This is a genomic window from Serratia sp. SSNIH1 (assembly GCF_002935055.1).
Lineage (GTDB): Bacteria > Pseudomonadota > Gammaproteobacteria > Enterobacterales > Enterobacteriaceae > Serratia > Serratia nevei.
In genome coordinates, this window is the sequence record NZ_CP026383.1 from 4,878,737 (window position 1) to 4,905,576 (window position 26,840).

Below are 26,840 nucleotides of genomic sequence, written 5' to 3' on the forward strand. Positions count from 1 at the left end.
TTATATTTTAATCAGCATAACGGCTTCCTTTCATTGAACCAAGCGATGGCGACGCGAGCGCGCCACCGCTTGAGCACCGGGCCGCCATCAATCGGCGACGGTGAAGCCCATCATCATGCCGGTATCTTCATGTTCCAACAGGTGGCAGTGGGCCATGTACGCATGTTCGCTGCTGGCCGGATGGTCAAAACGCACCAGCACTTCACTGCGCCACCCTTCGACGCGCACCGTGTCCTTCCAGCCGCTGCGATGCGCCGCCGGCGGTTTGCCGTTTTCCGACAAGATGCGGAACTGGGTGCCGTGAATGTGGAACGGGTGCAACATCATGTCGCCCTCGCCGGAAATGGTCCACTTTTCATACTGGCCCCGTTTGGTGGCGAACATCGGCTTGGTCATATCGAAGGCCTTGCCGTTGATCATGTTGCCGTGGCTGAAATCGAACGGTTTGGCTTTGCCCTGCGCGCCACCATGCTCCATCCCGGCCATATTGCCATGATCCATGCCCTTCATGTTGCCCATGTTGCCATGGTCCATGCCCTGCATGCCGCCCTTCTCCATGCCTTTCATATCTGCGCCACCCGTCGCGCCATGATTCATGCTCATGCCGGCCATCGCCTGGTGACCATAGCGATCCATCAGCGCCTGCATTCCGAGCATATCCAGCTGCGGATCCATCATCAGCTGCAGCCAACGCTCCTGGATGCCGGTGGTGGCAGGCAACGTCGGCAGCTTCACCAGGCTGTCCGGCATGGTTTTGATGCCCTGCGCCAGCGACGGCTGAATGCGCAACACCGGTAGCGTTTGATCGAACGGCGCCAGCGTCATGCCCATCTGCTTCACCGGCAGCGTCACGATATCGAACGCTTTCCCATCCGAGGCATCGACCAGCACTTCAAAGCGTTCGCCCATCAGCATCGGCAGCTCGGTCAGTTTCACCGGCTCCGCCAGGAAACCGCCATCGCTGGCGATGACATACAGCGGACGGTTGTCACTGGCCGCCAGATTCAGCGAGCGGGCGTTGCAGCCGTTGAGGAAACGCAGGCGCAGCCAACCGCGCGGCGCCAGATGTTGTGGATACTGCGCACCGTTGGTGAACATGCGGTCGCCAAACCAGCCCACCGCCGCACTCATCACGTCCAGGCGGTATTCGATCTGCGCGTCTTTGCCCAGCCGCTTATCCTGCAGGATCACCGGAATATCATCCTGTCCCCAGGTTTTCGGCAGCGGCAGTTTGGCGCTCTCTTCGTCTTCCAGCAGCACCAGCCCCGCCAGCCCCATCATGACCTGGCTGCCGGTTTTACCGTGCGTATGCGGGTGGAACCAGCAGGTGGCCGCCGGTTGATCGACGGTGAAATTCACCGTGCGCGTCGCGCCGGGATGAATCAATGCCTGCGGGCCACCATCGACGTCACCGGGAATCTCCAGGCCGTGCCAGTGGACGGTGCTGGCCTCCGCCAGGCTGTTTTTGATATCAACCGTTACCGGCTGGCCACGCTGCAGTTTCACCGCCGGCCCGAGCAGCGCGCCGTTGAATCCCCAGGTTTTGGTGGCGGCGCCGGGCAACCAGCGGGTTTCCCCCGCCTGCAGCGCCAGCGCAATCTTTCCCTGCGCGTCCGGCATCAACAGCGGCGGTACCGGCAGGGCCGGCCGATCGGCCGCCCAGGCGGTCCGGCTCCATAACGGCAATGCGCTCGCGGCGCCCAGCGCGGCGGTTAATTTAATAAAATCACGGCGTAACATCGCTGACTCCCTTTTCTCAGTGACATAACTCAATGCCGCCAGCCTAAACCTTCCCCCTGGCGGAAGGTCAAGCCTTTCCTGGCGGTATTTTAAGCTATGCCTCACAATCAAGAGAGCGCCATTGACGAACGCGAGGCCGCGCCCAGCGGCAATAAAATTTGGTGCCTTTACAGGCAAGTGTGGTAACGTCTGCAAACGACAAACAGGCCTATTTCATGATGAAAAAAACAACGTTATCGATGCTGTTGCTGGCGATGCTGGGCTTCTCCAACGCCAGTCTGGCGCTGAATGAATCCGAGGCGGAAGATCTGGCCGATCTGACGGCGGTATTTATTTATTTGAAAAATGATTGCGGCTACAACGATTTGCCAAATGCGCAAATCAAACGCGCCATCGTCTATTTCGCGCAACAAAACCGCTGGGATTTGAGCAACTACAACAGCTTCAATATGAAGGCGTTGGGCGAAGACAGCTACCGCGATCTCAGCGGCATCGCCATTCCAACGCCTAAAAAATGCAAATCGCTGGCGCGCGACTCTTTGAGCCTGCTGGCCTACGCCAACTAATTTCCCCCCTTCTCCCGCCCGCCTAACGCTCTCTCTGTCTGAAATTCAACCGTGCATCGCCAGGCAGAGTTAGCTATGATGTTGCGCCGATTTTTCATGGCTGTTATTACGGAGTTTCCCGCACATGACCCAGAAAGAAATTTGGTACGAAACGCTGCATACGGGCTTCGGCCAGTACTTCTCGGTAGAGAAGGTGCTGTACCGCGAGAAGACCGATCATCAGGATCTGGTGATCTTCGAGAACCCGGTGCTGGGGCGCGTGATGGCGCTCGACGGCGTGGTGCAAACCACCGAGCGTGACGAGTTCATCTATCACGAAATGCTGACTCACGTGCCGCTGCTGGCGCACGGCGCGGCGAAGAAAGTGCTGATCATCGGCGGCGGCGACGGCGGTATGCTGCGCGAAGTCAGCCGGCATCCTGGCGTGGAACAGATCACCATGGTCGAAATCGACGCCGGCGTCGTCGAGTTCTGCCGCCAATACCTGCCCAACCACAGCGCCGGCGCCTATGACGATCCGCGCTTCAAGCTGGTGATCGACGACGGCGTCAACTTCGTGAACCAAACCGACGAAACCTTCGATGTGATCATCTCCGACTGCACCGATCCGATCGGCCCCGGTGAAAGCCTGTTCACCTCAGCGTTTTATGAAGGCTGCGCCCGCTGCCTGAATGAGGGCGGTATTTTCGTCGCGCAAAACGGCGTCTGTTTCCTGCAGCAGGACGAAGCGGTCAACAGCCACGCCAAACTGAGCGGCTACTTTAGCGACGTCAGCTTCTATCAGGCAGCGATCCCGACCTATTACGGCGGCATCATGACCTTTGCTTGGGCAAGCCAGAACCCGGCGCTGCGCCAGATCGATCTGCCTACTCTGCAACAGCGCTTTAACCAAAGCGGCCTACACTGCCGTTATTACAACCCGGCAATTCACGTCGGCAGCTTTGCCCTGCCGCAATATTTGCTCAATGCCCTGAACGTAACACGTTAAGCGAGAAGATAAAGGAGGTGGCCCAAATTGCATAAGCTAAAACTACACGGCTTCAATAACCTGACCAAGAGCCTGAGTTTTTGTATTTACGATATTTGTTACGCCAAGACTGCGGACGATCGCGACGGCTATATCGCCTACATTGACGAACAATATAATGCCAATCGGCTGACCGAGATCCTGAGCGAGACCTGCTCAATCATCGGCGCCAATATTCTGAACATCGCGCGTCAGGACTACGAGCCGCAGGGCGCCAGCGTCACCATCCTGGTCAGCGAAGAGCCGATCGATCCAAAAGACGTCGATACGTCGGAACACCCCGGCCCGCTGCCGAACACGGTCGTCGCGCACCTGGACAAGAGCCACATCTGCGTACACACCTACCCGGAAAGCCATCCGGAAGGCGGACTGTGCACCTTTCGCGCCGATATCGAAGTCTCGACCTGCGGCGTCATTTCGCCCCTCAAGGCGCTGAACTACTTAATTCACCAGCTGGAATCCGACATCGTCACCATGGACTACCGCGTGCGCGGTTTCACCCGCGACGTGAACGGCGTGAAACATTACATCGATCATGAGATCAATTCGATCCAGAACTTTATGTCGGAAGACATCAAGACGCTGTACCACATGATGGACGTGAACGTTTACCAGGAAAATATCTTCCATACCAAGATGTTGCTGAAGGATTTCGATCTGAAGCACTACCTGTTCAACGCGGCACCGGAAGCGCTGAGCGCCGTCGAACGCAAACAGATCACCGATCTGTTATGGAAAGAGATGCAGGAAATCTATTACGGCCGCAATATCCCGCCTCTGTGATGGAAAGGGCGCGGCACGCCGCGCCCTGATGCTTAGTATTTCAGCATGAAAGAACGATAGGCCTTCAACACCAGCAGGAAGTCCTCAACGCCGCAGAATGAGAGGCTTTCTTCGTCGTAGTAGTTCATCCCCTCTTCCATTTCATCGCCTTCGAACTCCAGCTGATTGGCGCGGATCATCACTTCTTCACCATCCATCAACAGCGTATATTCATGGCCTTCCAGCTGCCATTGACGTTCGCTGCCTTTGACCTCGGCCGCACCGGCTTCTATGCGGTCCAGCAGGTTGAAATCGCCTTTGACTTCTTCGTTGATCCAGTGGCCAATCGCTTCATGCCCCATCGAAAATCTGACGATCACCTGACCGGTAACGTCACGCAGAAATTCGTAATCCATAGCATGCCCTCCTGAGCCCTTTTTCTTAGTGTAAACATAAATTGATTGCTAACTCAGTGAGCGCTCGCAAAGTTGGCAACTCGGCAAAATAAAACCTTGGCGGCGCGCAATATAGCGGCTTGCGGCGGCGATGGGAAGACGCCGGTCGCGATCCCTTAAGGAAAGCGAAGCGGTGCCTCGTCGCCGCGCGGCGCATGCCCGCCATGCGAAAAGTCTGCCGATAATCCGCCGCTCGTAGGTTATTTATTTGAATCATGTAGATACCGTGGAGATGTATGTCACGATTTTATCGGGATTATAATTTCCTTTTAAAATTAATAAGTTAATTATTTCTGGCGCGACGCGGCTTTATTGACATCCCCTCAATATCGATTAGCTTTTAAATAAAGGAGCTCTAATTATGTTCACCAGCGGCCAGTGGTGTTCTCACCTTATTCATACCTATCACCACGATCAGGATGTGTGCCATAAAATACATAACCTCCATTGTCGCATTGAACATGATGTTCTCTGCATCGGCGTTCGCCGCCAAACAAATCACCCTTGAAGAATCCGCCAGCTACACCAAACTCGGCGATCTCTCCATTCAGCAGACCGGCGTGCCTACCGTCGGCCATAAATATATTTCCGCAGAGGTTGATAAGAAATGTAATGAACTCAGCGGGTTGGATGGGAAATACTGCTTCTATCGCATCATCTCCGCCACCGGGCAAGAGAGCGATCACAAAGATATCCACGTAGAAATATTCAAAAAATAGCGGGCAGGCTTTGAACGTAAAATAAAAAAACGGGGCCCTGGAAAGGGCCCCGCAGCTTGGGATTGACGCTGAATTAAACCGCGGTCTGGAAGATCACGCCGTCGGCTTTTTCGGTGTACTGCCCCAGTTGGTCAAAGTTCAGATAGCGGTAGGTATCCGCCGCCGTCTTGTCGACCTGCGCCATATAGGTCTGGTACTCGTCCGGCGTCGGCAGGCGGCCCAGCAGGGACGCAACCGCAGCCAGTTCAGCAGACGCCAGATAGACGTTGGCACCGGTACCCAGACGGTTCGGGAAGTTACGGGTCGAGGTGGAGACCACCGTCGCACCGTCCGCCACGCGCGCCTGGTTGCCCATGCACAGCGAGCAGCCCGGGATCTCGATACGCGCCCCGCTCTTGCCGAAGACGCTGTAGTAGCCTTCTTCGGTCAGCTGAGCCGCGTCCATCTTGGTTGGCGGCGCCACCCACAGACGGGTTGGCAGCTGGCCCTTGTGCTGATCCAGCAGCTTGCCGGCCGCGCGGAAGTGGCCGATGTTGGTCATGCAAGAACCGATGAACACTTCATCGATTTTGCTGTTGGCCACGTCAGACAGCAGGCGTGCATCGTCAGGATCGTTCGGCGCGCACAGGATCGGCTCTTTGATCTCGTTCAGATCGATGTCGATCACCGCCGCGTATTCCGCATCCGCATCGCCTTCCAGCAGCTGCGGATCCGCCAGCCATTTTTCCATGCCCTGAATACGGCGCTCCAGCGTACGGCGATCGCCGTAGCCTTCGGAGATCATCCACTTCAGCAACACGATGTTGGAGTTCAGGTACTCTTCGATCGGCGCCTTGTCCAGCTTGATGGTACAACCGGCGGCGGAACGTTCGGCGGACGCATCGGTCAGCTCAAACGCCTGCTCGACCTTCAGGTCCGGCAGGCCTTCGATCTCCAGAATACGGCCGGAGAAGATGTTTTTCTTGCCCTTCTTCTCGACGGTCAGCAAGCCTTGCTGGATCGCGTAGTAAGGGATGGCGTGCACCAGATCGCGCAGGGTGATGCCCGGCTGCATTTTGCCTTTGAAGCGCACCAGCACCGACTCAGGCATATCCAGCGGCATCACGCCGGTCGCGGCGGCAAACGCCACCAGGCCGGAACCGGCCGGGAAGGAGATGCCGATCGGGAAGCGGGTGTGGGAATCGCCGCCGGTGCCGACGGTGTCAGGCAGCAGCATACGGTTCAACCAGGAGTGGATCACGCCGTCGCCCGGACGCAGCGAGACGCCGCCGCGGTTCATGATGAAGTCAGGCAGCGTGTGGTGCGTGGTCACGTCGACCGGTTTCGGGTACGCGGCGGTGTGGCAGAACGACTGCATGACCAGATCGGCGGAGAAGCCGAGGCAGGCCAGGTCTTTCAGCTCATCGCGGGTCATCGGGCCGGTGGTGTCCTGAGAACCGACGGAGGTCATCTTCGGTTCGCAGTACTCGCCAGGGCGAATGCCGGCGACGCCGCAGGCGCGGCCGACCATTTTCTGCGCCAGCGAGAAGCCTTTGCTGCTGGCGGCAACCGGCTTGGCGATACGGAACACGTCGCTGTGCGGCAGACCCAGCGCTTCGCGCGCCTTGGTGGTCAGGCCGCGGCCGATGATCAGCGGGATACGGCCGCCGGCGCGCACTTCATCCAGCAGCACGTCGGTTTTCAGCTCGAAGTTGGCGATCAGCGCGCCGGTCTCGTGGTTGCGTACTTCACCTTTGTACGGGTAAACGTCGATCACGTCGCCCATGTTCAGCTCGGACACGTCCACTTCGATTGGCAAGGCGCCGGCATCTTCCATGGTGTTGAAGAAGATAGGCGCAATCTTGCCGCCCAGCACCACGCCGCCGCCGCGCTTGTTCGGCACGTGCGGGATGTCGTCGCCCATAAACCACAGCACGGAGTTGGTGGCAGATTTACGGGAAGAACCGGTGCCGACCACGTCGCCGACGTAGGCCAGCGGGAAGCCTTTCTTGTTCAGCAGCTCGATCTGTTTGATCGGGCCGACGCTGCCCGGCTGATCCGGCACGATGCCTTCACGTTCGTTTTTCAGCATCGCCAGCGCGTGCAGCGGGATGTCCGGGCGCGACCAGGCGTCCGGCGCCGGAGAAAGGTCATCGGTGTTGGTTTCGCCGGTGACTTTGAACACGGTGACGGTGATCTTTTCCGCCAGCTCAGGGCGTGACAGGTACCATTCGGCATCGGCCCAGGACTGCATGATCTGCTTGGCGTGCGGGTTACCGGCCTTGGCCTTCTCTTCCACGTCGTAGAAGTTGTCGAACATCAGCAGCGTGTGGGACAGCGCTTTCGCGGCGATGGGCGCCAGCGTTTCGTTGTCCAGCGCTTCGATCAGCGGATGAATGTTATAGCCGCCCTGCATGGTGCCTAACAGTTCAATGGCTTTCTCGGGGGTAACCAGGGGGGATGTCGCTTCGCCTTTGGCGATGGCCGCCAGGAAACCTGCTTTGACGTAGGCGGCTTCATCGACGCCCGGTGGAACACGGTTAATCAGCAGGTCTAACAGGAATTCTTCTTCGCCTTTTGGCGGATTCTTCAGTAGTTCGACCAGCGCGGCCATTTGGGTGGCGTCTAGCGGCTTAGGGGCGATGCCCTCAGCAGCACGCTCGGCTACGTGCTTACGGTATTCTTCTAGCACGACGTTCTCCTCGCTCTCATTGTCATTTATTGTGCCTGGCGTATATGCAAACCGGGTTTATACCCTTGGGGTTTCACTCTGCGGCTAGGCGATCGGCCCGTAAAGGCCCCGAAACGGTGATTGGGGCAAACAAGCACGGTCAAACAGCGTTACAGCATGAAAGACTGATGGGTAGAGCGCACGGCGATATAGATGCCATCTATCCTGACGGGGCACTGCTGTCGATGTCCTGGACTGTAAGGTACAGTGCCCGGTTCCGCTCAGCCAGCATATCAGGATTTGAAACGGTTGTTAATTCGTTCACATAAAAGCAACATTAAATCTTTGCTGAATCGTTGAGCGCAGCGTAATCGGCTGCCGGACTAGCAGGGCATTATATCCATATAGTTAGAATGGATATAAGCAGGAGGATCGGAATTTGGCGCAGCGGCCACAAAAATACCGCTTTCTGAGTTTGAGCAAAAAAAACGGCCCCTTTTCAGGAGCCGCTGGTTAACCGGTCAAGCCAGCAGAATTACTTCTTCTTGGCTTTCGGGTTAGGCAGGTCGGTGATGCTGCCTTCGTAGATTTCCGCCGCCAGGCCCACGGATTCGTGCAGGGTCGGGTGAGCGTGGATGGTCAGCGCGATGTCTTCCGCGTCGCAGCCCATCTCGATAGCCAGACCGATTTCACCCAGCAGTTCGCCGCCGTTGGTGCCGACAATCGCGCCACCGATGATGCGGTGAGTTTCTTTGTCGAAGATCAGTTTGGTCATGCCGTCTGCACAGTCGGAAGCGATCGCACGGCCGGAAGCCGCCCACGGGAAGGTGGAGGTTTCGTAGCTGATGCCTTTCTCTTTCGCTTCTTTCTCGGTCAGACCCACCCATGCCACTTCCGGCTCGGTGTAAGCGATGGATGGGATCACTTTCGGATCGAAGTAATGCTTCATGCCGGCGATAACTTCTGCGGCAACGTGGCCTTCGTGCACGCCTTTGTGCGCCAGCATCGGCTGACCGACGATGTCGCCGATAGCGAAGATGTGCGGCACGTTGGTGCGCAGCTGTTTGTCGACGTTGATGAAGCCACGCTCGTCAACTTCAACACCGGCTTTGCCGGCATCCAGCAGTTTGCCGTTCGGCACGCGGCCGATCGCCACCAGCACCGCGTCATAACGCTGTGGTTCTGCCGGCGCTTTTTTACCTTCCATCGTGACGTAGATGCCGTCTTCTTTGGCTTCTACCGCGGTCACTTTGGTTTCCAGCATCAGGTTGAACTGCTTGCTGATACGTTTGGTGAAGACTTTCACCACGTCTTTATCTGCCGCCGGGATGACCTGATCGAACATTTCAACGACGTCGATCTGTGAACCCAGCGCATGGTATACGGTGCCCATTTCCAGGCCGATGATGCCGCCGCCCATAACCAGCAGACGCTCTGGGACGGTTTTCAGTTCCAGCGCATCGGTAGAATCCCACACGCGTGGATCTTCATGAGGAATGAATGGCAGTTGGATCGGACGAGAACCTGCAGCGATGATGGCGTTGTCGAAGTTGATGGTGGTTGGGCCGTTTTCGCCTTCCACAACCAGGGTGTTAGCGCCGGTGAACTTGCCCAGGCCGTTGACCACTTTCACTTTACGGCCTTTCGCCATGCCAGCCAGACCGCCGGTCAGCTGAGTGATGACTTTTTCTTTCCAGACGCGCACTTTGTCGATGTCGGTTTTCGGCTCGCCGAAAACGATGCCGTGTTCGGCCAGCGCTTTGGCTTCTTCGATCACTTTGGCAACGTGCAGCAGTGCTTTGGAAGGGATACATCCCACGTTCAGGCAAACCCCGCCCAGAGTGGAATAACGTTCAACCAGAACGGTTTCAAGACCTAAGTCAGCGCAACGAAAGGCTGCAGAGTAACCTGCCGGGCCCGCCCCAAGTACCACGACCTGAGTTTTAATTTCAGTACTCATCATGACCTCTTAATTGATTGTCCGGCGGGTCAGACGTCATTTTTATTGCTAATCGATCTCATAACGCCCTTCATCCACCGGGACGCTTACACCGCGAGCAGTTTACAGAATTGTTAATAATCTGCAAAGCGTGTTCGAGTGACCCGTGTCTCAACAATTTTGTCGAGTTGTGCAAAATCCGACAAAACTGCTACAGAATCGTCAGGGGCGCAGCATGCTGCGCCCCTTTTGCATTACATCACCAGACGGCGAATGTCGGACAACATGTTGTTGATGATGGTGATGAAGCGCGCACCATCGGCACCGTCGATAACGCGGTGGTCGAAGGACAGCGACATCGGCATCATCAGGCGCGGCATGAACTCTTTACCGTTCCAGACCGGCTCCATCGCAGACTTGGAGACGCCCAGGATAGCCACTTCCGGCGCGTTGACGATCGGCGCGAAGTGAGTCGTCCCGATGCCACCCAGGCTGGAGATGGTGAAACAGCCGCCCTGCATCTCGCCCGCGGTCAGCTTGCCGTCGCGCGCTTTCTTGGAGATGGCCATCAGTTCGCGAGACAGCTCGGTGATGCTCTTCTTGTTCACGTCCTTGAACACCGGAACCACCAGGCCGTTCGGGGTATCTACCGCCACGCCGATGTTGATGTATTTCTTCAGCGTCAGCTTCTGACCGTCTTCGGACAGCGAGCTGTTAAAGCGCGGCATCTGCTCCAGAGCGGCAGCCACGGCTTTCATGATGAACACGACAGGCGTGAACTTCACGTCCAGCTTGCGCTTGGCCGCTTCTTCGTTCTGCTGCTTGCGGAACGCTTCCAGATCGGTGATGTCGGTTTTGTCGAAGTGAGTCACATGCGGGATCATCACCCAGTTGCGGCTCAGGTTCGCGCCAGAGATCTTCTGGATGCGGCCCATTTCGACTTCTTCGATCTCGCCGAACTTGCTGAAGTCCACTTTCGGCCATGGCAGCATGCCTGGCAGACCGCCGCCGGCAGCCGCCGGTGCCGCTTCAGCGCGTTTCACCGCGTCTTTCACGTAAGTCTGAACGTCTTCGCGCAGGATGCGGCCTTTACGACCGGTGCCCTTCACTTTCGCCAGGTTAACGCCGAATTCACGCGCCAGACGACGAATGACCGGGGTCGCGTGCACGTATGCCGCGTTCTCGGCGAACTCGCCTTTGTCGTCAGCTTTCGCAGCCGGAGCGGCGGCTTTAGCGGCGGCCGGAGCCGGCGCAGCTTCCGCTTTAGCGGCTGGAGCGGCGGCAGCGGCAGGCGCAGCGCCTTCCACTTCGAACACCATGATCAGGGAGCCGGTTTTCACTTTGTCGCCGGTCGCGATCTTGATCTCTTTCACGGTACCCGCGAACGGTGCAGGCACTTCCATAGAGGCCTTGTCGCCTTCCACGGTGATCAGAGACTGCTCGGCGGCAACCTTGTCGCCCACCTTAACCATCACTTCGGTCACTTCGACTTCGTCGCCGCCGATATCCGGCACGGCGACGTCTTTGGCCGCAGAGGCCGCAGGCGCTGCAGCGGCGGCAGGGGCTTGCGCCGCAGCCGGGGCCGCAGCGGAAGCGGCGCCGGCCACTTCGAACACCATGATCAGGGAACCGGTTTTCACTTTGTCGCCGGTCGCGATCTTGATCTCTTTCACGGTGCCCGCGAACGGCGCAGGGACTTCCATGGAAGCCTTGTCGCCTTCCACGGTGATCAGGGACTGCTCGGCTTCCACCTTGTCGCCCACTTTCACCAGGATCTCGGTCACTTCGACTTCGTCGGCGCCGATGTCCGGCACGGCAACGTCTTTGGCCGCAGCGGCGGCCGGGGCAGCAGCTGCCGCCGGTTTTTCTTCCGCTTTCGCCGCCGGTGCAGCTTCCGCTGCGCCTGCCGCTTCGAAGATCATGATCAGTTTGCCGGTTTCGGTTTTATCGCCGACCGCCACTTTGATCTCTTTCACCACGCCCGCCTGCGGGGAGGGCACTTCCATGGAAGCCTTGTCGCCTTCCACGGTGATCAGCGATTGTTCCGCTTCAACTTTATCGCCGACCTTCACCAGAATCTCGGTGATTTCGACTTCATCTGCACCGATGTCCGGTACGTTGATTTCGATAGACATTATTCAGTACCTCTTAGGCCAGACGCGGGTTAACTTTTTCCGGGTTGATGTCGAATTTCTTGATTGCATCGGCAACCACAGAAGCTTCGATCTCACCGCGTTTAGCCAGTTCACCCAGTGCAGCAACCACCACGTAGGATGCATCGACTTCGAAGTGGTGACGCAGGTTTTCGCGACTGTCCGAACGACCGAAGCCGTCGGTGCCCAGTACGCGATAGTCGCTGGCCGGCACATAAGTACGAACCTGTTCGGCGAACAGTTTCATGTAGTCGGTAGAAGCTACCGCCGGCGCGTCGCTCATCACCTGAGCAATGTAAGGCACGCGTGGCGTTTCGGTTGGGTGCAGCATGTTCCAGCGCTCGCAATCCTGGCCGTCGCGCGCCAGTTCGGTGAACGAGGTCACGCTGTAGGTGTCGGAACCCACGCCGTAGTCCTTCGCCAGGATCTGCGCAGCTTCGCGCACGTGGCGCAGGATGGCACCGGAGCCCAGCAGCTGTACCTTGCCTTTGCTGCCTTCCAGCGTTTCCAGCTTGTAGATACCCTTGCGGATACCTTCTTCCGCACCCTGCGGCATCGCAGGCATGTGGTAGTTTTCGTTCAGCGTGGTCAGGTAGTAGTACACGTTTTCCGGGTTGTCGCCATACATGCGCACCAGACCGTCGTGCATGATCACCGCCACTTCGTACGCGTAAGCCGGATCGTAAGAGATGCAGTTAGGGATGGTCAGAGACTGAATGTGGCTGTGGCCATCTTCGTGCTGCAGACCTTCGCCGTTCAGGGTAGTACGACCCGAGGTCCCGCCGATCAGGAAGCCGCGCGCCTGTTGGTCGCCCGCTGCCCAGCACAGGTCGCCGATACGTTGGAAACCGAACATCGAGTAGTAGATGTAGAACGGAATCATCGGCAGATCGTTGGTGCTGTAGGAAGTCGCTGCGGCCAGCCAGGAAGAGGCTGCGCCCAGTTCGTTGATGCCTTCCTGCAGGATTTGGCCTTTCTCGTCTTCTTTGTAGTAAGCAACCTGCTCACGGTCCTGCGGAGTGTACTGCTGGCCGTTCGGGCTGTAGATACCGATCTGACGGAACAGACCTTCCATACCGAAAGTACGCGCTTCGTCGGCGATGATTGGCACCAGGCGATCTTTGATCGACTTGTTCTTCAGCATCACGTTCAGGGCACGCACGAAGGCGATAGTGGTGGAGATCTCTTTGTTCTGCTCTTCCAGCAGCGAGCTGAAATCTTCCAGCGCCGGCATTTCCAGCTTCTGGGTGAATTCCGGCAGACGCGTCGGCACGTAGCCTTTCAGCGCCTGGCGACGTTCGTGCAGGTATTTGTACTCTTCGGACTCTTTGTCGAAGGTGATGTACGGCAGTTTTTCGATGTCAGCATCGGCAACCGGCACGTTGAAACGATCGCGGAAGTGGTGAACCCCTTCCATGTTCATTTTCTTCACCTGGTGAGCGATGTTTTTACCTTCCGCGGTTTCACCCATGCCGTAACCTTTGATGGTGTGGGCCAGGATAACGGTCGGTTTGCCTTTGGTGTCCTGCGCTTTTTTCAGTGCAGCGAAGATTTTCTTCGGATCGTGACCACCACGGTTCAGCGCCCAGATTTCGTCGTCGGTCATGTCTTTGACCAGCGCCGCGGTTTCCGGATAACGGCCGAAGAAGTGCTCGCGCACGTAAGCGCCGTCTTTGGATTTGAAGGTCTGGTAGTCGCCGTCCAGGGTCTCGTTCATCAGCTGAACCAGTTTACCGCTGGTGTCTTTACGCAGCAGCTCGTCCCAACGGCCGCCCCAGATCACTTTCAGCACCTGCCAGCCTGCGCCGGAGAAGATGCCTTCCAGTTCGTTGATGATCTTGCCGTTGCCGGTGACCGGGCCGTCCAGGCGCTGCAGGTTGCAGTTGATGACGAACACCAGGTTGTCCAGCTTCTCGCGGGTCGCGATGGTGATGGCGCCTTTGGATTCCGGCTCATCCATCTCGCCGTCGCCCAGGAAGGCGTAAACGGTCTGCTCAGAGGTGTCTTTCAGGCCGCGATGTTCCAGGTATTTCAGGAACTTCGCCTGATAGATGGCGCTGATTGGGCCCAGGCCCATGGATACGGTCGGGAACTGCCAGAATTCCGGCATCAGCTTAGGATGCGGGTAAGAGGACAGGCCATTGCCGTGCACTTCCTGACGGAAGTTGTTCATTTGTTCTTCGGTCAGGCGGCCTTCAAGGAAGGCACGCGCGTAAACGCCCGGAGAGATGTGGCCCTGGAAGTACACCAGGTCGCCGCCGTCTTTCTCGTTGCGTGCGCGGAAGAAGTGGTTAAAGCAGACTTCATAGAAGGTCGCGGAAGACTGGAAGGAAGCCATGTGGCCGCCCAGCTCCAGGTCTTTTTTGGATGCACGCAGAACGGTCATGATCGCGTTCCAACGGATCGCTGAGCGAATGCGGCGTTCCAGATCCAGGTTGCCTGGGTAGGCCGGTTCGTCTTCTACCGCGATGGTGTTGACGTAGTTGTGCGCTGCAGCACCGGCCGCAACGTTAACGCCGCCTTTGCGGGCTTCTCCCAATACCTGATCAATCAGAAACTGAGCTCGCTCAACACCCTCTTCACGGATGACCGATTCGATCGCCTGCAGCCAGTCGCGGGTTTCGATCGGATCCACGTCATTGTTTAAACGTTCTGACATGGTGGTATTCCTTATCTGTCTAATGGTTTGTTTGGAGCCTGTCTTCCTGTGCTCTGTGCAAAAAACACACGAAGACAGGCCCATCAGTTTAGTTGCCGCTTAAGTACTTAACTAAGTACCTCGAACTTAACCCCCGCAGGCTGGTGTACCCTGAAGAGGACAGCTCTTAATCCTTGCGTTGCTGGAGACGCCGTAGCGATCTCTCGCGCCGAGTATGCTCCCGGCTGAGATCCAGCAAGATTTCCTCGATAAACGCCAAGTGGCGATGCGAGGCTTCACGGGCCTTTTCCGGCTCGCGTGCCACAATCGCCTCAAAAATTCCGGCGCGGTGGCTGCTCACTTTTGCCAACATCTCACGGCGCGAGTAGAGCAATTCAAAGTTCTGACGCACGTTCTGTTCCAGCATCGGCCCCATGCAGCGTAGCAGGTGAAGTAACACAACGTTGTGGGCAGCTTCGGTCACGGCGATTTGATACTGCATGACCGCATCGGCTTCGGCGTCGAGATCGCCGCTGTCTTGAGCCTGTTGAATCACGATATGGCAGTCGCGGATGCGCGCCAGATCTTCATCGGTGCCGCGCAGCGCCGCGTAATAGGCGGCAATGCCTTCCAGCGCGTGACGGGTTTCCAGCAGATCGAACTGTGATTCGGGATGGTCGGCCAGCAGCTCGGCCAGCGGATCGCTGAAGCTCTGCCACAGATTAGTTTGCACGAAGGTGCCGCCGCCCTGACGGCGCAGGAGCAGCCCTTTCGCTTCCAGGCGCTGAATGGCCTCTCTCAGAGAAGGACGGGAGACATCAAATTGTTTCGCCAGCTCGCGCTCCGGAGGCAGTTTTTCGCCTGGGCGCAGTGTCCCCTCGAGGATCAGGTATTCGAGCTGTTGCTCGATAACATCTGACAACTTGGGTTGGCGGATTTTGCTGTAGGCCATGAGTGAATTCTTCTCTGCGAATGGCGCGGAGTCAATTGGTAATACCAATTTCAAAAACGTGACGGTAAAGTAACAAAGTATTCACCTCCTGTCCATACGGGCCTTGATCGAAATCAGGTTACCCGCACATTTTAACACCCCGCTGAAAACCCCGCTGCAAACCGGTAACGCCGTGATGGTATTACCATTTACGCGCCGGGTTGGGGATTTAACTTTTACCAAACCTTACGCAAGGCAGAGTGCAAACTTTTTGCCCGAGTTTTATTGCATGGTTATGACGCTTTAATGAATGGCTATTTGGCGAGCAGCGCAACGGGATTTCGTTCATTATTTGAACGCACGCCACCGCTCGGATCTACGTTATTTTTGCGCATTATGTGATTTGTTGCTTATTTCATGCACTGAATCCCCCCCGCCGTCACACAACCCGCATTTTGTTTCCTAAACTGCTGCAATCTTAATCACTCACACGACAAAGCAGGTGCAAACTGACGCACATAACATTATTCTCTGCCAAACGGTAGCGGCGCCGTGGAATTAATAGCTATAACGCCGTAAATAAAACAAAACACACATCGTAACCACTGCTTTACAGGTATGTGGTCATTCGCAACGACAGAGGGTTAGATTGATGGATGGTCAACAGCATGGTGACCAGCTGAAACGCGGCCTGAAAAACCGCCATATTCAGCTCATCGCCTTAGGTGGCGCAATCGGCACCGGGTTATTCCTCGGTATCGCTCAAACAATAAAAATGGCCGGCCCGTCAGTGCTCCTCGGCTACGCCATCGGCGGCTTCATCGCGTTTCTGATCATGCGCCAGCTGGGGGAAATGGTGGTGGAAGAACCGGTTGCCGGTTCCTTCAGCCATTTCGCCTACAAATACTGGGGCAACTTCGCCGGCTTCGCTTCCGGCTGGAACTACTGGGTGCTGTATGTCCTGGTGGCGATGGCGGAGCTGACCGCGGTCGGCATCTACGTGCAGTACTGGTGGCCGGAGATCCCCACCTGGGTCTCCGCCGCGGTGTTCTTCTTGGCGATCAACGCCATCAACCTGGCCAACGTTAAAGTTTACGGCGAGATGGAGTTCTGGTTCGCCATCATCAAGGTGGTGGCGATTATCGGCATGATCGTGTTCGGCGCCTACCTGTTGTTCAGCGGCATGGGCGGCCCGGAGGCCACCGTCACCAACCTGTGGGCGCAGGGCGGGTTCTTCCCGAACGGCGTCATGGGCCTGGTGATGGCGATGGCGGTGATTATGTTCTCCTTCGGCGGCCTCGAGCTGGTCGGCATCACCGCCGCCGAAGCCGACAACCCGCAAAAGAGCATTCCGAAAGCCACCAATCAGGTGATCTACCGCATCCTGATCTTCTATATCGGTTCGCTGGCCATTCTGCTGTCGCTGTACCCGTGGGGCAAAGTGGTCGAAGGCGGCAGCCCGTTCGTGCTGATCTTCCACGCGCTGAACAGCAACCTGGTGGCAACCGTGCTGAACATCGTGGTGCTCACCGCCGCGCTGTCGGTGTACAACAGCTGCGTCTACTGCAACAGCCGCATGCTGTACGGCCTGGCGCAGCAGGGCAACGGCCCGAAAAGCCTGCTGAAGGTCGACGGCCGCGGCGTGCCGGTGGTAGCCATCGGTATCTCCGCCCTCGCCACCGCGCTGTGCGTACTGATTAACTACCTGATTCCGGGGCGGGCCTTCGAACTGCTGATGGCGTTGGTGGTGTCGGCGCTGGTGATCAACTGGGCGATGATCAGCCTGGCGCACCTGAAGTTCCGCGCCGCCAAAAACCGCGAAGGCGTCGTGCCGAAGTTCAAAGCCTTCTGGTACCCGTTCAGCAACTATCTGTGCCTGCTGTTCATGGCCGGCATCCTGGTGATTATGTACCTGACGCCGGGCATTCAAATCTCGGTGCTGCTGATCCCGGTGTGGGTGGCGATCCTGGCCGTCGGTTACGCCATCAAACAGCGCAGCCAACGCGTCGACGGCGTCACCAGCCGTTGAATCCCGTGACCGCACAATAAATAAAATGGCCCGCAGATGCGGGCCATTTTTTTCGCCTGAACGCCGCTTACTTGCGCAGCGCTTTCACCTGCTCGGCGGTGATGTCCGCCGGCAAGCCGCCCCAGGTCACGCGCAGGTAATTCACCAGCTCCGCCACTTCGGCATCGCTCAGCCGCTCGCCGAAGCCCGGCATGCTCTGCATGCTTTCATCGTTCGGGAACTGCTGGGCCGGCAGGCCGTCCAGCACCGACACGATCAGGTTCTTGCCGTCCGCCTGGCGCAGCGTGGCATTATCGCGCATCGCCGGTGCCACGTGCGGTTTGCCCTCGCCTTCACGCGCGTGGCAGCCAGCGCACTGATCCAGATAGGCCATGCGCCCGGCATCGCTGCCCTGGCCCATTTTCACCGGCACCGCCGCCGGCGGCTGCTCGCCCATCAGATACAGCGCCAGCGCCTGATGGTCTTCCGGCGTCAAATGACGGGTGCTGAGATCCACCACCATGTGCATCTCGCTGAAGGCGGAACCCTGCGGCGCGAGGCCGGTGCTGAGGAAGCGGCTGACGTCCTGCGGCGTCCAGCCGCGCTGCGCCAGACCGTGCGGCGTAATGTCCGGCGCCATGAAGCGGCCGAGATCGCCGCCCTGCATCGGCTTAGCGAGATCCATCTGCCCCAGCGCGCCGCGCGGCGTGTGGCATTCGCCACAGTGCCCCAGCACGTCGGCCAGATAGCGGCCGCGCTGCCATTGCGGCGAACTGCCCTGTGAACTGGCCGGCAGCGGATCCTGGCTGCGGAACAGCAGATTCCAGCCGATCAGCGCCATGCGCTGGTTGAACGGGAACGGCATCTCGTTGGCCGGAATGGCCACGTCCACCGCCGGGCGCGTCATCAGGTAAGCGTAGATGTCGTCGGCGTCCTGACGCGACATGCCCTTGTACGAGGTGTAAGGCATCGCCGGGTACAGGTGTCGCCCGCCCGGCGCCACGCCCTGCGTCAGCGCCAGGAAGAAGTCGTCCTTAGTCCAGCGCCCGATGCCGTGGTCGGCCGACGGCGTCAGATTGCTGCCGTAAATCGTGCCGAACGGCGTTTCCAGCGGATAGCCCCCGGCCAACGGCGCCCCGCCGCTGGCGGTATGACAGGCGGCGCAGTCGGCGGCCTGCGCCAGATAGCGGCCGCGGGCGATCTGTTCGGCGCCGGCGCTCACCTGCTGCACCGGGCCGTCGTAACGGCGGTTTTCCCGCCACCACAGCAGCGCAATCACCACGATCGCCACCAGCAAAATCAATACTGCGAGACGTTTTTTCATTGCGCCGTCTCCTTCAGCAGGCCCGGCGTTTTCAGCACCACGTCGCGCACCGCTTCGTAGTAACGCACATAGCCGGTGCAGCGGCAGATGTGGCTGTCCAGCGCCTGCTCGATGGCGCTTTCCAGCTGCTCGCGAGCGATAGGTTCACGCTTGAGCTTTTCCACGAAAATGGTGGCAGCATTGACGAAGCCCGGCGTGCAATAGCCGCACTGGAAGCTGTAGTGCTCCAGAAACGCCTGCTGGATCGGCGACAGTTCAACCACCTCGCCCTGCTCGTCCACCTTGGCGTGGCCTTCGACGGTACGCACTTTCTTGCCGTTAAAGAAATGCGCGCCGGTGATGCAGGTGCGCACCTCTTCACTGGTGCCGCTCGGGTGATCGACGATTGCCACGCAAGCGTGGCAAATGCCCTGCCCGCAGCCGAGGCGCGAACCGGTCAGGTCAAGGTACTCGTGCAGGAAATCGATCATCATCAAGCCTTCCGGCACCTCTATCGGGCCGTACTGCTTCTCGTTGATGGTCAGGGAGATCGGCTGGGTTTTAATGCTCATTGTAATACCTCACGAATATTTTCTGCACGAACGGGCAAATCACGGAAACGGTGGCCGGTGGCGTCGGCGATGGCGTTGACCAACGCGGCCACGATCGGGATCATCACCACCTCCGCCATGCCTTTCGGCGGATCGGTTTCCGACAGCGCCGGCAGGATGTCGCCGCTCTGTTTCCACACCGCCACGTCGCTGGCGCGCGGCAGGTGGTAACGGTTGAAGTTCCAGGTGCCGTTGCCCGGGCCGTCTTCGTACAGCGGTAAATATTCGTGCAGCGCATGGCCGATCCCCATCGCTAGCCCGCCCTGCAGCTGGCCGGAAACCAGTTCCGGCACGATCAGGTTGCCGCACTCCATGATCGAATGGTGATTCAGCAATTCCACCTGGCCGGTGGCGATATCCACCGCCACTTCCGCCAGCGTGCCGACGGCGCTGTAGTAGGTCACCGCCGCATTGTTGCGCTGGGTTGGCGGGTAGTAGACCTGCCCACGCGCCAGAGGTTTGAATTCGCCGCCGGCGTTGCGCAGCGCCATGCCGTCGATCGGCAGGCGTTCGCTTTTGCCGTTCAGCGTGAAATCGGCCTCCGCCCACTGCCAGCGGTTGAAAACGTGCACCGCCGCGCCGGTGACGCCGCCCATCTGATAGGCCGTCTTGGCCAGCAGCTCGAGGCTCAGCACCGACATGCCCGCCGCCGTCAGGCCGCCCTCGACCCAACGCGCATCTTCACGCCGCACCACCAGCGGCGCCGCCTGGCCGCCGCCGATACCGGCCTGCCACAACGCCATCGCCGCCGGCCACAGGCCGCGATCGAAAATCAGGCGCGCCGCTTCGCGGGTGCTGTGCGAGAAGTAATAGGCCGAGTTGCTGGCGCTGGACGGCGAGCAGTAGCTCGGCGTCCAGTTGGGGTTGGTTTGCAGCTTATCCTGCTCCTCTTGCGACATCAGGTAAGGATCGCCGCTGGTGACCATCGGCAGCACCGACCAGTCGGTGACCGAGAAATGCGCTTCGTCGGCCGGTTTGCCCAACCACTGCGCGCACAGCACCGACTGCGAGGTCGACATGCCGGTGCCCATCTCCGCGCCGCTGTGATGCAGCGTAATGCGGCCGTCTTCGCTCAGCTCCACCCGGGCGAACGAGGTTTCCGCCCCGGTACCGAAGTCTTTTTGCACGCAGCCGAAGCCAACGCCATAGCGCTTGCCGGGATGGCGACTCTCAAACTCGGCCTTGCGTTCGGCGCGCTTGAGCCACATCTCATGCTTCGCCGCCTTCTCCAGCACTTCATCGGCGCGGATCGCACCGGCAGGGATCGCCCCCTGGGTGTTTTTCATGCCGGATTTCAGCACGTTGCGCAGGCGGAACTCGATCGGGTCGATCTTCAGTTCGGCGGCCAGCTCGTCCACCATCATCTCGGTGGCGGCCATGCTCTGCAGCGTGCCGTAACCGCGCGCCGAGCCGGCGTCGATGGCGCGCGAGGCCAGCCCGACCGAGGACAGATCGCTTTTCGGGAAGTAGTAAATCGACTGGGCGGCGGTCGCGCCGACCATCACCACCGAAGGGGTAAAGTTGCTGCGGCCGCCGCCGTCCGCGGTCATGTCGCCGAGGAACGACTGCATAACGCCGGTCTGGCGATTCACCGCGATGCGGTAATTCATATCGAACGCGTGGCGCTTCAGCGCCGTCTGGAACTGCTCGAAGCGGTCGTTGGCCAGGCGCACCGGGTGGCCGTCGCCGTACATCGCCGCCACCGCGCCGTAATACGGGAAGTTGTAGTGATCTTTCGAACCATAGCCCACGGTGTAGCACGGGTGCAGGATCAGCTGTTTCACCGGCGGATTGCGCTTGGCCAGCATGCGCGGCATCTCGTCAGCCACTTCCTGCGGCGACTGGGTCGGCACCACCAGATGCAGCGTTTGCGTCTCGGCGTCGAACCAGCCGTTGGCGTTGTCCGGCTCCAGCGCCGAGGTGTCGATCGACTGCGTGGTGTAGCGGCGCGACATCACCAGCCAATCGGCCGGCGGATTGGCCATCTCGTCGGCGATCAGGCCCGCATAGCGCATGCCTTCCTGATCCAGCTTGCCGCCCTCGCGCCCTTCCGGCCACACCGGCAGGTGTTTTTTCATCGATACCGGGAAGATTGGCGTGTCCTTCAGGCTGGAGAAGCGATCGTCGTCGAACGGTTGATCGCCCCCCACCCGCACATAGCGGAAGCTGCCCCAGGGATCGCGCTCCAGCGGGCCGGTGACCGCGCCGTATTTGATGGTCTCTTCGCGGAATTTCAGCTTGTCCTTGGCGAAGCGGAAACGGGCGAAGTCGTGATAGATCAGGATCGCCACCGCCTGGCCAAGGTAGGCCGGGGTTTTGCCGCTCGGCAGCAGCATGTCGTCACCGTAGAACGCCGGGAAGGCCAGGCCGTCGCGCGCCAGATCTTCCGCCGTCACCAGGCGATCCGGCTGCAGGTCGTCCCCCAACAGCGACAGATCGACCCCTTCGAACAGCCGGTCGGCTTTGGTGACGCGCAGAATGAAGGCGTGCGCTTGTTTCTGTGGCCAGTGCGGCATGTCCACCGCGCGGATATCGCGCGCGAACACCTTCTGCCCCATGACCTTGGCGCGGCCATCGATACGGAAACGGACGCGTTTGGTCTGCGGATCCCAGTTGGGTGACTGGAGGATTTTTTGCTCGAACAGCGCGGCGTAGGCGCGGCTGTACAGGGGCGCGAGATACACAGACACCCCCGCAATCACGGCGCTTTTGATAAAGCGGCGCCGCGACGGGTTGAAATTGCTCATAAATAAGTCCTTCACGTCTTTCTTGTAATTGGTTTTTGTTCGCGGTGTTGTTGCGCAAACGCTGACGACCTTGCCGTAGACGTCATAAGCATATGCTTATAACTAAAATTATGTGATGATTAACAGGCCGTTTTCAACAAAAAAACATTTGCAAAACACAGGTAGTTTGTAGGCTAATAAATAATTTGCGCAAACGCGGACTTCAACCATGACCACGGGCATTGTCATTACCGCCGCCGGACGCGGGGAGCGCTTTATTCAGGCCGGCGGCCAAGGCAACAAATTGAACGCCGGATTTGCCGACGCGGCGGGCGAGCGGCGCTCGCTGTTCGAACACACCCTGCGCCAGGCATTGGCTTCCGGCCTGCCGATACAGGTGGTGACCCGGCCGGATAATCTGCCGGTGCTGGCAGCCTGCGCCACCAATCAGGTGCCGGTCACCCTGCTCGCCAGTTCGGGCCTCGGCGACTCGATCGCCGCGGGCGTTGCCGCCACACCGCACTGGCAGGGCTGGCTGATCCACCTGGCCGATATGCCGTTCGTCGGCGCCGAGGTTTTCCGGCAGGTGGCGGATGCCTTACGGCAGCACGCGATCGTGCGCCCCAGCTATGCGCAACAGCCCGGTCACCCGGTCGGCTTTTCCGCCCTATTGCGCAACCCCCTTTGCCAACTGCGTGGCGATAACGGCGCGCGTGAACTGCTGCAAGGCGCGGCAGTGCACCTGCTGCCGCTTGAGCACCCCGGCGTCGTGCAGGATATTGATCTTCCATCGCAACTCCCGGCCAGCGAGTAAATTCACCTATGCAACATCTTGATGTCACCGTGGTCAGCCAGGCGATAAGCTGGCTGCAGCAACAACCGGTCTGGTTATGCACCGTGCTCAGTACCTACGGCTCTTCGCCGCGGTCGCCGGGCGCGCTGATGGCGGCGACCCGCGACGGCTGCTACAGCGGTTCGCTGTCGGGCGGCTGCGTGGAGGAGGATTTTTTGCGCCGCGTGGCCGCCGGGGAGTACCAGGCGGCCAGCCAGGTGATCCGTTACGGCGAAGGCGGCATGACGCCCAACGTGGCGCTGCCCTGCGGCGGCGTGCTGGACGTGCTGATCGAATACCTGCCGGCGGGTGAAGACAGCATCGCTTACCTGCAACGCATCGCCGGCGCGCTGGAAGGGCATCACGCGTTGATCAAACGCCTGACGCTGCCCAACGCCTGCCACAGCCTCGAGCAAAGCCACTTCACCAGCGCCACGCAGGTCGAACGCCGGCTCGAGCAGATCACCCTGCACATCGCTGCCGCGCCGCGCCTGCTGATCGCCGGGCTTTCCAGCGTGGCGCTGTACTGCGCCGATTTCGCCGTGGCGCTGGGGTTTGAGGTGCTGGTGTGCGAGAACCGCCCGGAGGTGCTGGATAACTTTGCCGCCGAGCTGAAACCGGGCGTGACGTTGCTGCGCCAGTTTCCGGCCAAATTTATTGAAGAAGGGGGATGCCACGCCAATACCGCCGTCGTGGCGCTGACCCACGATCCGCGCATGGACGACCTGACACTGATGGAAGCGATCCACACTCCGGCGTTTTACATCGGGGCCATGGGATCGCTCAGAAACAGCGCGCGGCGGCGCCAGCGTTTGCAGCAGATTGCCGAATTCACGCCGCAGGAGCTGGAACGCATCCATGCGCCGATCGGCCTGCCGCTGAGCAGCAAAACCCCGGCGGAGATCGCCCTGGCGGTGATGGCGGCGATCGTGCAGCAAAAAAACCGGCTGCCGGCCGCCGACGGGATCAATGCAGCGGCACCACCGGCACCAGATGCTGCAGCTCCAGATGCAGTTCCTCTTTCCCGCTCAGCGAATAGCTGAACACCGTAATGTCCGGCCCGTCACCGCGGGCCAGCCCCATTTCGGGCAACACCTGCGTGTAGATCTGAATGATGTGGTCGTTGAGCGCCACCGGCTTGCCGGAATAGCGAAAACGGCAAAACTCGCCGTGGATCTCCGGCAGCGGCTCCAGCACCACGCCTTCGCGCAGCGGGTATTCCGTCGTCACGCCCAGGGTATAATCGACCCTGACCCGCTCGCCGTCCGGCACCAGCTGGGTAAACGAATAGGTTTGCGTCGGGCGCTCGCCCAACAAGGTGTAGAACTGCCCCCGCAGCGCGCTGCGCTGCGGCAGGTGCGACTTGTCCAGCTTCTCGATATCCAGGTGATAAGCGTACCGCTTGCCGTGAAAGGCGTATTGCCCTCGGGCGATGCTGACGCGTTCAACCTGAATATCGCCGGGCTGGCTGGCCGCCAGCGAACGCACCAGATTGCTGAAGTCCTGCTTGCGGGCATGGCGATACACGCTGGGCGATTCGGCGAAGTGTTTCTTGAAACAGCGCGAGAACGTCTGCTGGTTATCGAATTGGTATTCGACCGAGATATCGAGAATGCTCTTCTGCGTGAAACGCAAGGCGAAGGCGGCGAGGTAGAGGCGGCGAGCGCGGATGTACGAGGCTAACGATAACCCGGTCTGCTTCTTGAACATGCGCTGCAGGTACCATTTCGTATAGCCTGACTTGGCGGAAACGATATCCAACGACAGCGGATTGGTCAGGTTATCTTCAATCCAGACCAGCAATTCCTTGATATGACTTTCCTGCGTACCCATGTGCTTGCCGAACCTTCTGTTGCCGATATTCCATTAGTCGAATTTTAGTGCTATCCGCGTAGGGTATACAGGTTAAAACTCGACGTCCAGCAAGCTACAGGACTTTACACACTCCCCTTCACCGCCCGCAGGCGGCGAAGGGGGGCGCGCTTATTTCAGGCAGCTGGAGCATTGACCGGCCTGGATCTTCTGGAAGAAGTCATTGCCTTTGTCATCCACCAGGATAAACGCCGGGAAATCCTCCACTTCGATTTTCCAGATCGCTTCCATGCCCAGCTCAGGATACTCCACGCACTCCAGGCTCTTGATGCTCTGCTGCGCCAGCACCGCCGCCGGGCCGCCGATGCTGCCGAGATAGAAACCACCGTGCTTGTGGCAGGCATCCGTCACCTGCTGGCTGCGGTTGCCTTTCGCCAGCATGATCATGCTGCCGCCGTGGGATTGCAGCAGATCGACGTAAGAGTCCATACGCCCGGCGGTGGTTGGCCCCAGCGAACCGGACGCGTAGCCCTCCGGCGTTTTGGCCGGGCCAGCGTAGTAGATCGGGTGATCCTTGACGTACTGCGGCAGGCCTTCACCGCGATCCAGACGCTCTTTCAGCTTGGCGTGCGCGATATCGCGGCCGACGATGATGGTGCCGCTCAGCGACAGGCGGGTGGAAACCGGGTACTGCGACAGCTGTTTAAGGATCTCGGCCATTGGGCGGTTGAGATCGACTTTGATCGCCTCGCCTTCCCCGGCCTGACGCAGTTCCTGGGGAATGAATTTACCCGGGTTGTGCTCCAGTTTTTCCAGCCAGATGCCGTCGCGGTTGATCTTACCTTTGATGTTGCGGTCCGCCGAGCACGAGACGCCCATGCCGACCGGGCAGGACGCGCCGTGGCGCGGCAGGCGCACCACGCGAATATCGTGCGCGAAGTATTTGCCGCCGAACTGCGCGCCCAGACCCAGGTTCTGCGCTTCTTGCAGCAGTTCCGCTTCGAGTTCCAGATCGCGGAACGCCTGGCCATGCTCGTTGCCTTCGGTCGGCAGGCCATCGTAATACTTGGTCGAGGCCAGCTTGACGGTTTTCAGCGTCGCTTCCGCCGAGGTGCCGCCGATGACGAACGCCACGTGGTACGGCGGGCAAGCCGCGGTGCCCAACGTGCGCATCTTGTCGACCAGGTAGTTTTTCAGTTTGCCCGGCGACAGCAGCGCCTTGGTTTCCTGATACAGATAGGTTTTGTTGGCGGAACCGCCACCCTTGGCGATGCACAGGAACTTGTACTCTTCGCCGTCCACGCTGTAGAGATCGATCTGCGCCGGCAGGTTGCTGCCGGTATTGACCTCTTTGTACATATCCAGCGCGGCGTTCTGCGAATAGCGCAGGTTCTCTTCGATGTAGGTGTTGTACACCCCGCGCGACAACGCCGCTTCATCGCCGCCGCCGGTCCAGACGCGCTGGCCCTTTTTGCCGACGATGATCGCCGTGCCGGTGTCCTGGCAGGTCGGTAAAATACCCTTGGCGGCGATTTCTGAGTTACGCAGAAATTGCAGCGCAACGTACTTGTCGTTTTCGCTGGCTTCCGGATCGTCGAGGATATCGGCCACCTGCTGTTGGTGCGCCGGGCGCAGCATGAACGAGGCGTCGTGGAATGCATGCTGGGCAAGCAGGGTTAACGCTTCAGGGGCAACTTTCAGAATTTCCTGGCCTTCAAATTCGCTCACGGAAACGTGGTCGCGGCTCAGCAGGTAGTATTCGGTATCGTCTTTCTTCAGCGGGAACGGATCTTGATAGTGGAACGGTTTATTCGACATTGATCTCTCACTTGCAACATCAGCTGCGTTAAATTCACACTTGCGGCGCACGGCTCGGCGCCTTGTCAAAAAACTGCCTCCACCTTACGTATTTTTAATCAGTCAGTTATTGCGCCAAATCGCAAAATAACCGCTCTTTGCGTAAGGGAT

The 26,840-nt window shown here is 59.1% G+C and carries 19 protein-coding genes; 7 read left to right on the forward strand and 12 right to left on the reverse strand.

Translation table 11 applies throughout. The features are described from left to right. Positions 1 to 87 precede the first annotated feature (87 nt). The gene (gene cueO, locus C3F38_RS23495; protein WP_055316108.1) at positions 88 to 1,740 is read right to left on the reverse strand and encodes a multicopper oxidase CueO; all 1,653 of its coding nucleotides are present in this window, start codon (positions 1,738 to 1,740) and stop codon (positions 88 to 90) included. Positions 1,741 to 1,958: 218 nt separating this feature from the next. Between cueO and C3F38_RS23500 the strand changes: the two genes are divergently transcribed. The 3 genes from C3F38_RS23500 (at position 1,959) to speD (ending at position 4,116) form a co-directional block, all read left to right on the forward strand. Further along, positions 1,959 to 2,306 (forward strand): YacC family pilotin-like protein, encoded by a 348-nt coding sequence (locus C3F38_RS23500; protein WP_004937515.1) that lies wholly within the window; start codon positions 1,959 to 1,961, stop codon positions 2,304 to 2,306. Positions 2,307 to 2,430: 124 nt separating this feature from the next. Further along, positions 2,431 to 3,294 carry a polyamine aminopropyltransferase gene (gene speE / locus C3F38_RS23505; protein ID WP_049200099.1) on the forward strand — a complete coding sequence of 288 codons (864 nt, stop codon included), beginning with the start codon at positions 2,431 to 2,433 and terminating at the stop codon, positions 3,292 to 3,294. Between the two features lie 27 nt (positions 3,295 to 3,321). Continuing rightward, a complete protein-coding gene (gene speD, locus C3F38_RS23510; RefSeq protein WP_038872451.1) occupies positions 3,322 to 4,116 on the forward strand; it encodes an adenosylmethionine decarboxylase in 795 nt (264 codons plus the stop codon). A 32-nt stretch (positions 4,117 to 4,148) separates the two neighbouring features. Here the strand turns inward: speD and yacL are convergent, their stop codons facing one another. Further along, entirely contained in the window at positions 4,149 to 4,511 is a 363-nt protein-coding gene (gene yacL / locus C3F38_RS23515) for a protein YacL (protein WP_004937507.1), read from the reverse strand. Positions 4,512 to 5,011: 500 nt separating this feature from the next. On the opposite strand from yacL, the gene C3F38_RS23520 reads away from it, so the two are divergent. After that, positions 5,012 to 5,269 (forward strand): hypothetical protein, encoded by a 258-nt coding sequence (locus C3F38_RS23520; RefSeq protein WP_223294896.1) that lies wholly within the window; start codon positions 5,012 to 5,014, stop codon positions 5,267 to 5,269. A 73-nt stretch (positions 5,270 to 5,342) separates the two neighbouring features. On the opposite strand, the gene acnB is transcribed toward C3F38_RS23520, so the two are convergent. From acnB to pdhR, 5 genes are all read right to left on the reverse strand, one after another. Further along, positions 5,343 to 7,940, reverse strand: a complete 2,598-nt coding sequence (gene acnB, locus C3F38_RS23525) for a bifunctional aconitate hydratase 2/2-methylisocitrate dehydratase (protein WP_033635927.1) — start codon at positions 7,938 to 7,940, stop codon at positions 5,343 to 5,345. A 514-nt stretch (positions 7,941 to 8,454) separates the two neighbouring features. Then, positions 8,455 to 9,879 carry a dihydrolipoyl dehydrogenase gene (gene lpdA / locus C3F38_RS23530; protein WP_004937500.1) on the reverse strand — a complete coding sequence of 475 codons (1,425 nt, stop codon included), beginning with the start codon at positions 9,877 to 9,879 and terminating at the stop codon, positions 8,455 to 8,457. 233 nt (positions 9,880 to 10,112) lie between these two features. Then, the gene (aceF, locus tag C3F38_RS23535) at positions 10,113 to 11,993 is read right to left on the reverse strand and encodes a pyruvate dehydrogenase complex dihydrolipoyllysine-residue acetyltransferase (protein WP_047729863.1); all 1,881 of its coding nucleotides are present in this window, start codon (positions 11,991 to 11,993) and stop codon (positions 10,113 to 10,115) included. Positions 11,994 to 12,006: 13 nt separating this feature from the next. Continuing rightward, entirely contained in the window at positions 12,007 to 14,670 is a 2,664-nt protein-coding gene (aceE, locus tag C3F38_RS23540; RefSeq protein WP_047729862.1) for a pyruvate dehydrogenase (acetyl-transferring), homodimeric type, read from the reverse strand. Between the two features lie 166 nt (positions 14,671 to 14,836). Beyond that, entirely contained in the window at positions 14,837 to 15,601 is a 765-nt protein-coding gene (gene pdhR, locus C3F38_RS23545; protein WP_004937490.1) for a pyruvate dehydrogenase complex transcriptional repressor PdhR, read from the reverse strand. A 631-nt stretch (positions 15,602 to 16,232) separates the two neighbouring features. Between pdhR and C3F38_RS23550 the strand changes: the two genes are divergently transcribed. Next, complete coding sequence (locus C3F38_RS23550) at positions 16,233 to 17,609, forward strand: amino acid permease (RefSeq protein ID WP_004937488.1); 1,377 nt, start codon at positions 16,233 to 16,235, stop codon at positions 17,607 to 17,609. Positions 17,610 to 17,676: 67 nt separating this feature from the next. Here C3F38_RS23550 and C3F38_RS23555 read toward each other — a convergent pair whose 3' ends face one another. From C3F38_RS23555 to C3F38_RS23565, 3 genes are read right to left on the reverse strand one after another with little or no spacing between them, the layout of a single operon-like run. Beyond that, positions 17,677 to 18,912, reverse strand: coding sequence for a cytochrome c (locus C3F38_RS23555; protein ID WP_047729861.1), 1,236 nt, complete (start codon positions 18,910 to 18,912; stop codon positions 17,677 to 17,679). Then, on the reverse strand, positions 18,909 to 19,463 hold the full coding sequence (locus C3F38_RS23560; protein WP_038879260.1) for a (2Fe-2S)-binding protein: 555 nt from the start codon (positions 19,461 to 19,463) through the stop codon (positions 18,909 to 18,911). The genes C3F38_RS23555 and C3F38_RS23560 overlap by 4 nt, the downstream gene beginning before the upstream one ends. Further along, positions 19,460 to 22,249, reverse strand: coding sequence for a xanthine dehydrogenase family protein molybdopterin-binding subunit (locus C3F38_RS23565; RefSeq protein WP_070913722.1), 2,790 nt, complete (start codon positions 22,247 to 22,249; stop codon positions 19,460 to 19,462). The genes C3F38_RS23560 and C3F38_RS23565 overlap by 4 nt, the downstream gene beginning before the upstream one ends. A 208-nt stretch (positions 22,250 to 22,457) precedes the next feature. Between C3F38_RS23565 and C3F38_RS23570 the strand changes: the two genes are divergently transcribed. Beyond that, a complete protein-coding gene (locus tag C3F38_RS23570; protein WP_055316109.1) occupies positions 22,458 to 23,042 on the forward strand; it encodes an NTP transferase domain-containing protein in 585 nt (194 codons plus the stop codon). 8 nt (positions 23,043 to 23,050) lie between these two features. Further along, the gene (locus tag C3F38_RS23575; RefSeq protein ID WP_103767418.1) at positions 23,051 to 24,103 is read left to right on the forward strand and encodes an XdhC family protein; all 1,053 of its coding nucleotides are present in this window, start codon (positions 23,051 to 23,053) and stop codon (positions 24,101 to 24,103) included. Here the strand turns inward: C3F38_RS23575 and C3F38_RS23580 are convergent. Further along, a complete protein-coding gene (locus C3F38_RS23580; protein WP_048234664.1) occupies positions 24,027 to 24,893 on the reverse strand; it encodes a helix-turn-helix domain-containing protein in 867 nt (288 codons plus the stop codon). The two genes, C3F38_RS23575 and C3F38_RS23580, sit on opposite strands and share 77 nt — an antisense overlap. 150 nt (positions 24,894 to 25,043) lie before the next feature. Continuing rightward, positions 25,044 to 26,690 carry a class I fumarate hydratase FumA gene (gene fumA, locus C3F38_RS23585; RefSeq protein WP_047729856.1) on the reverse strand — a complete coding sequence of 549 codons (1,647 nt, stop codon included), beginning with the start codon at positions 26,688 to 26,690 and terminating at the stop codon, positions 25,044 to 25,046. Positions 26,691 to 26,840 lie beyond the last annotated feature (150 nt).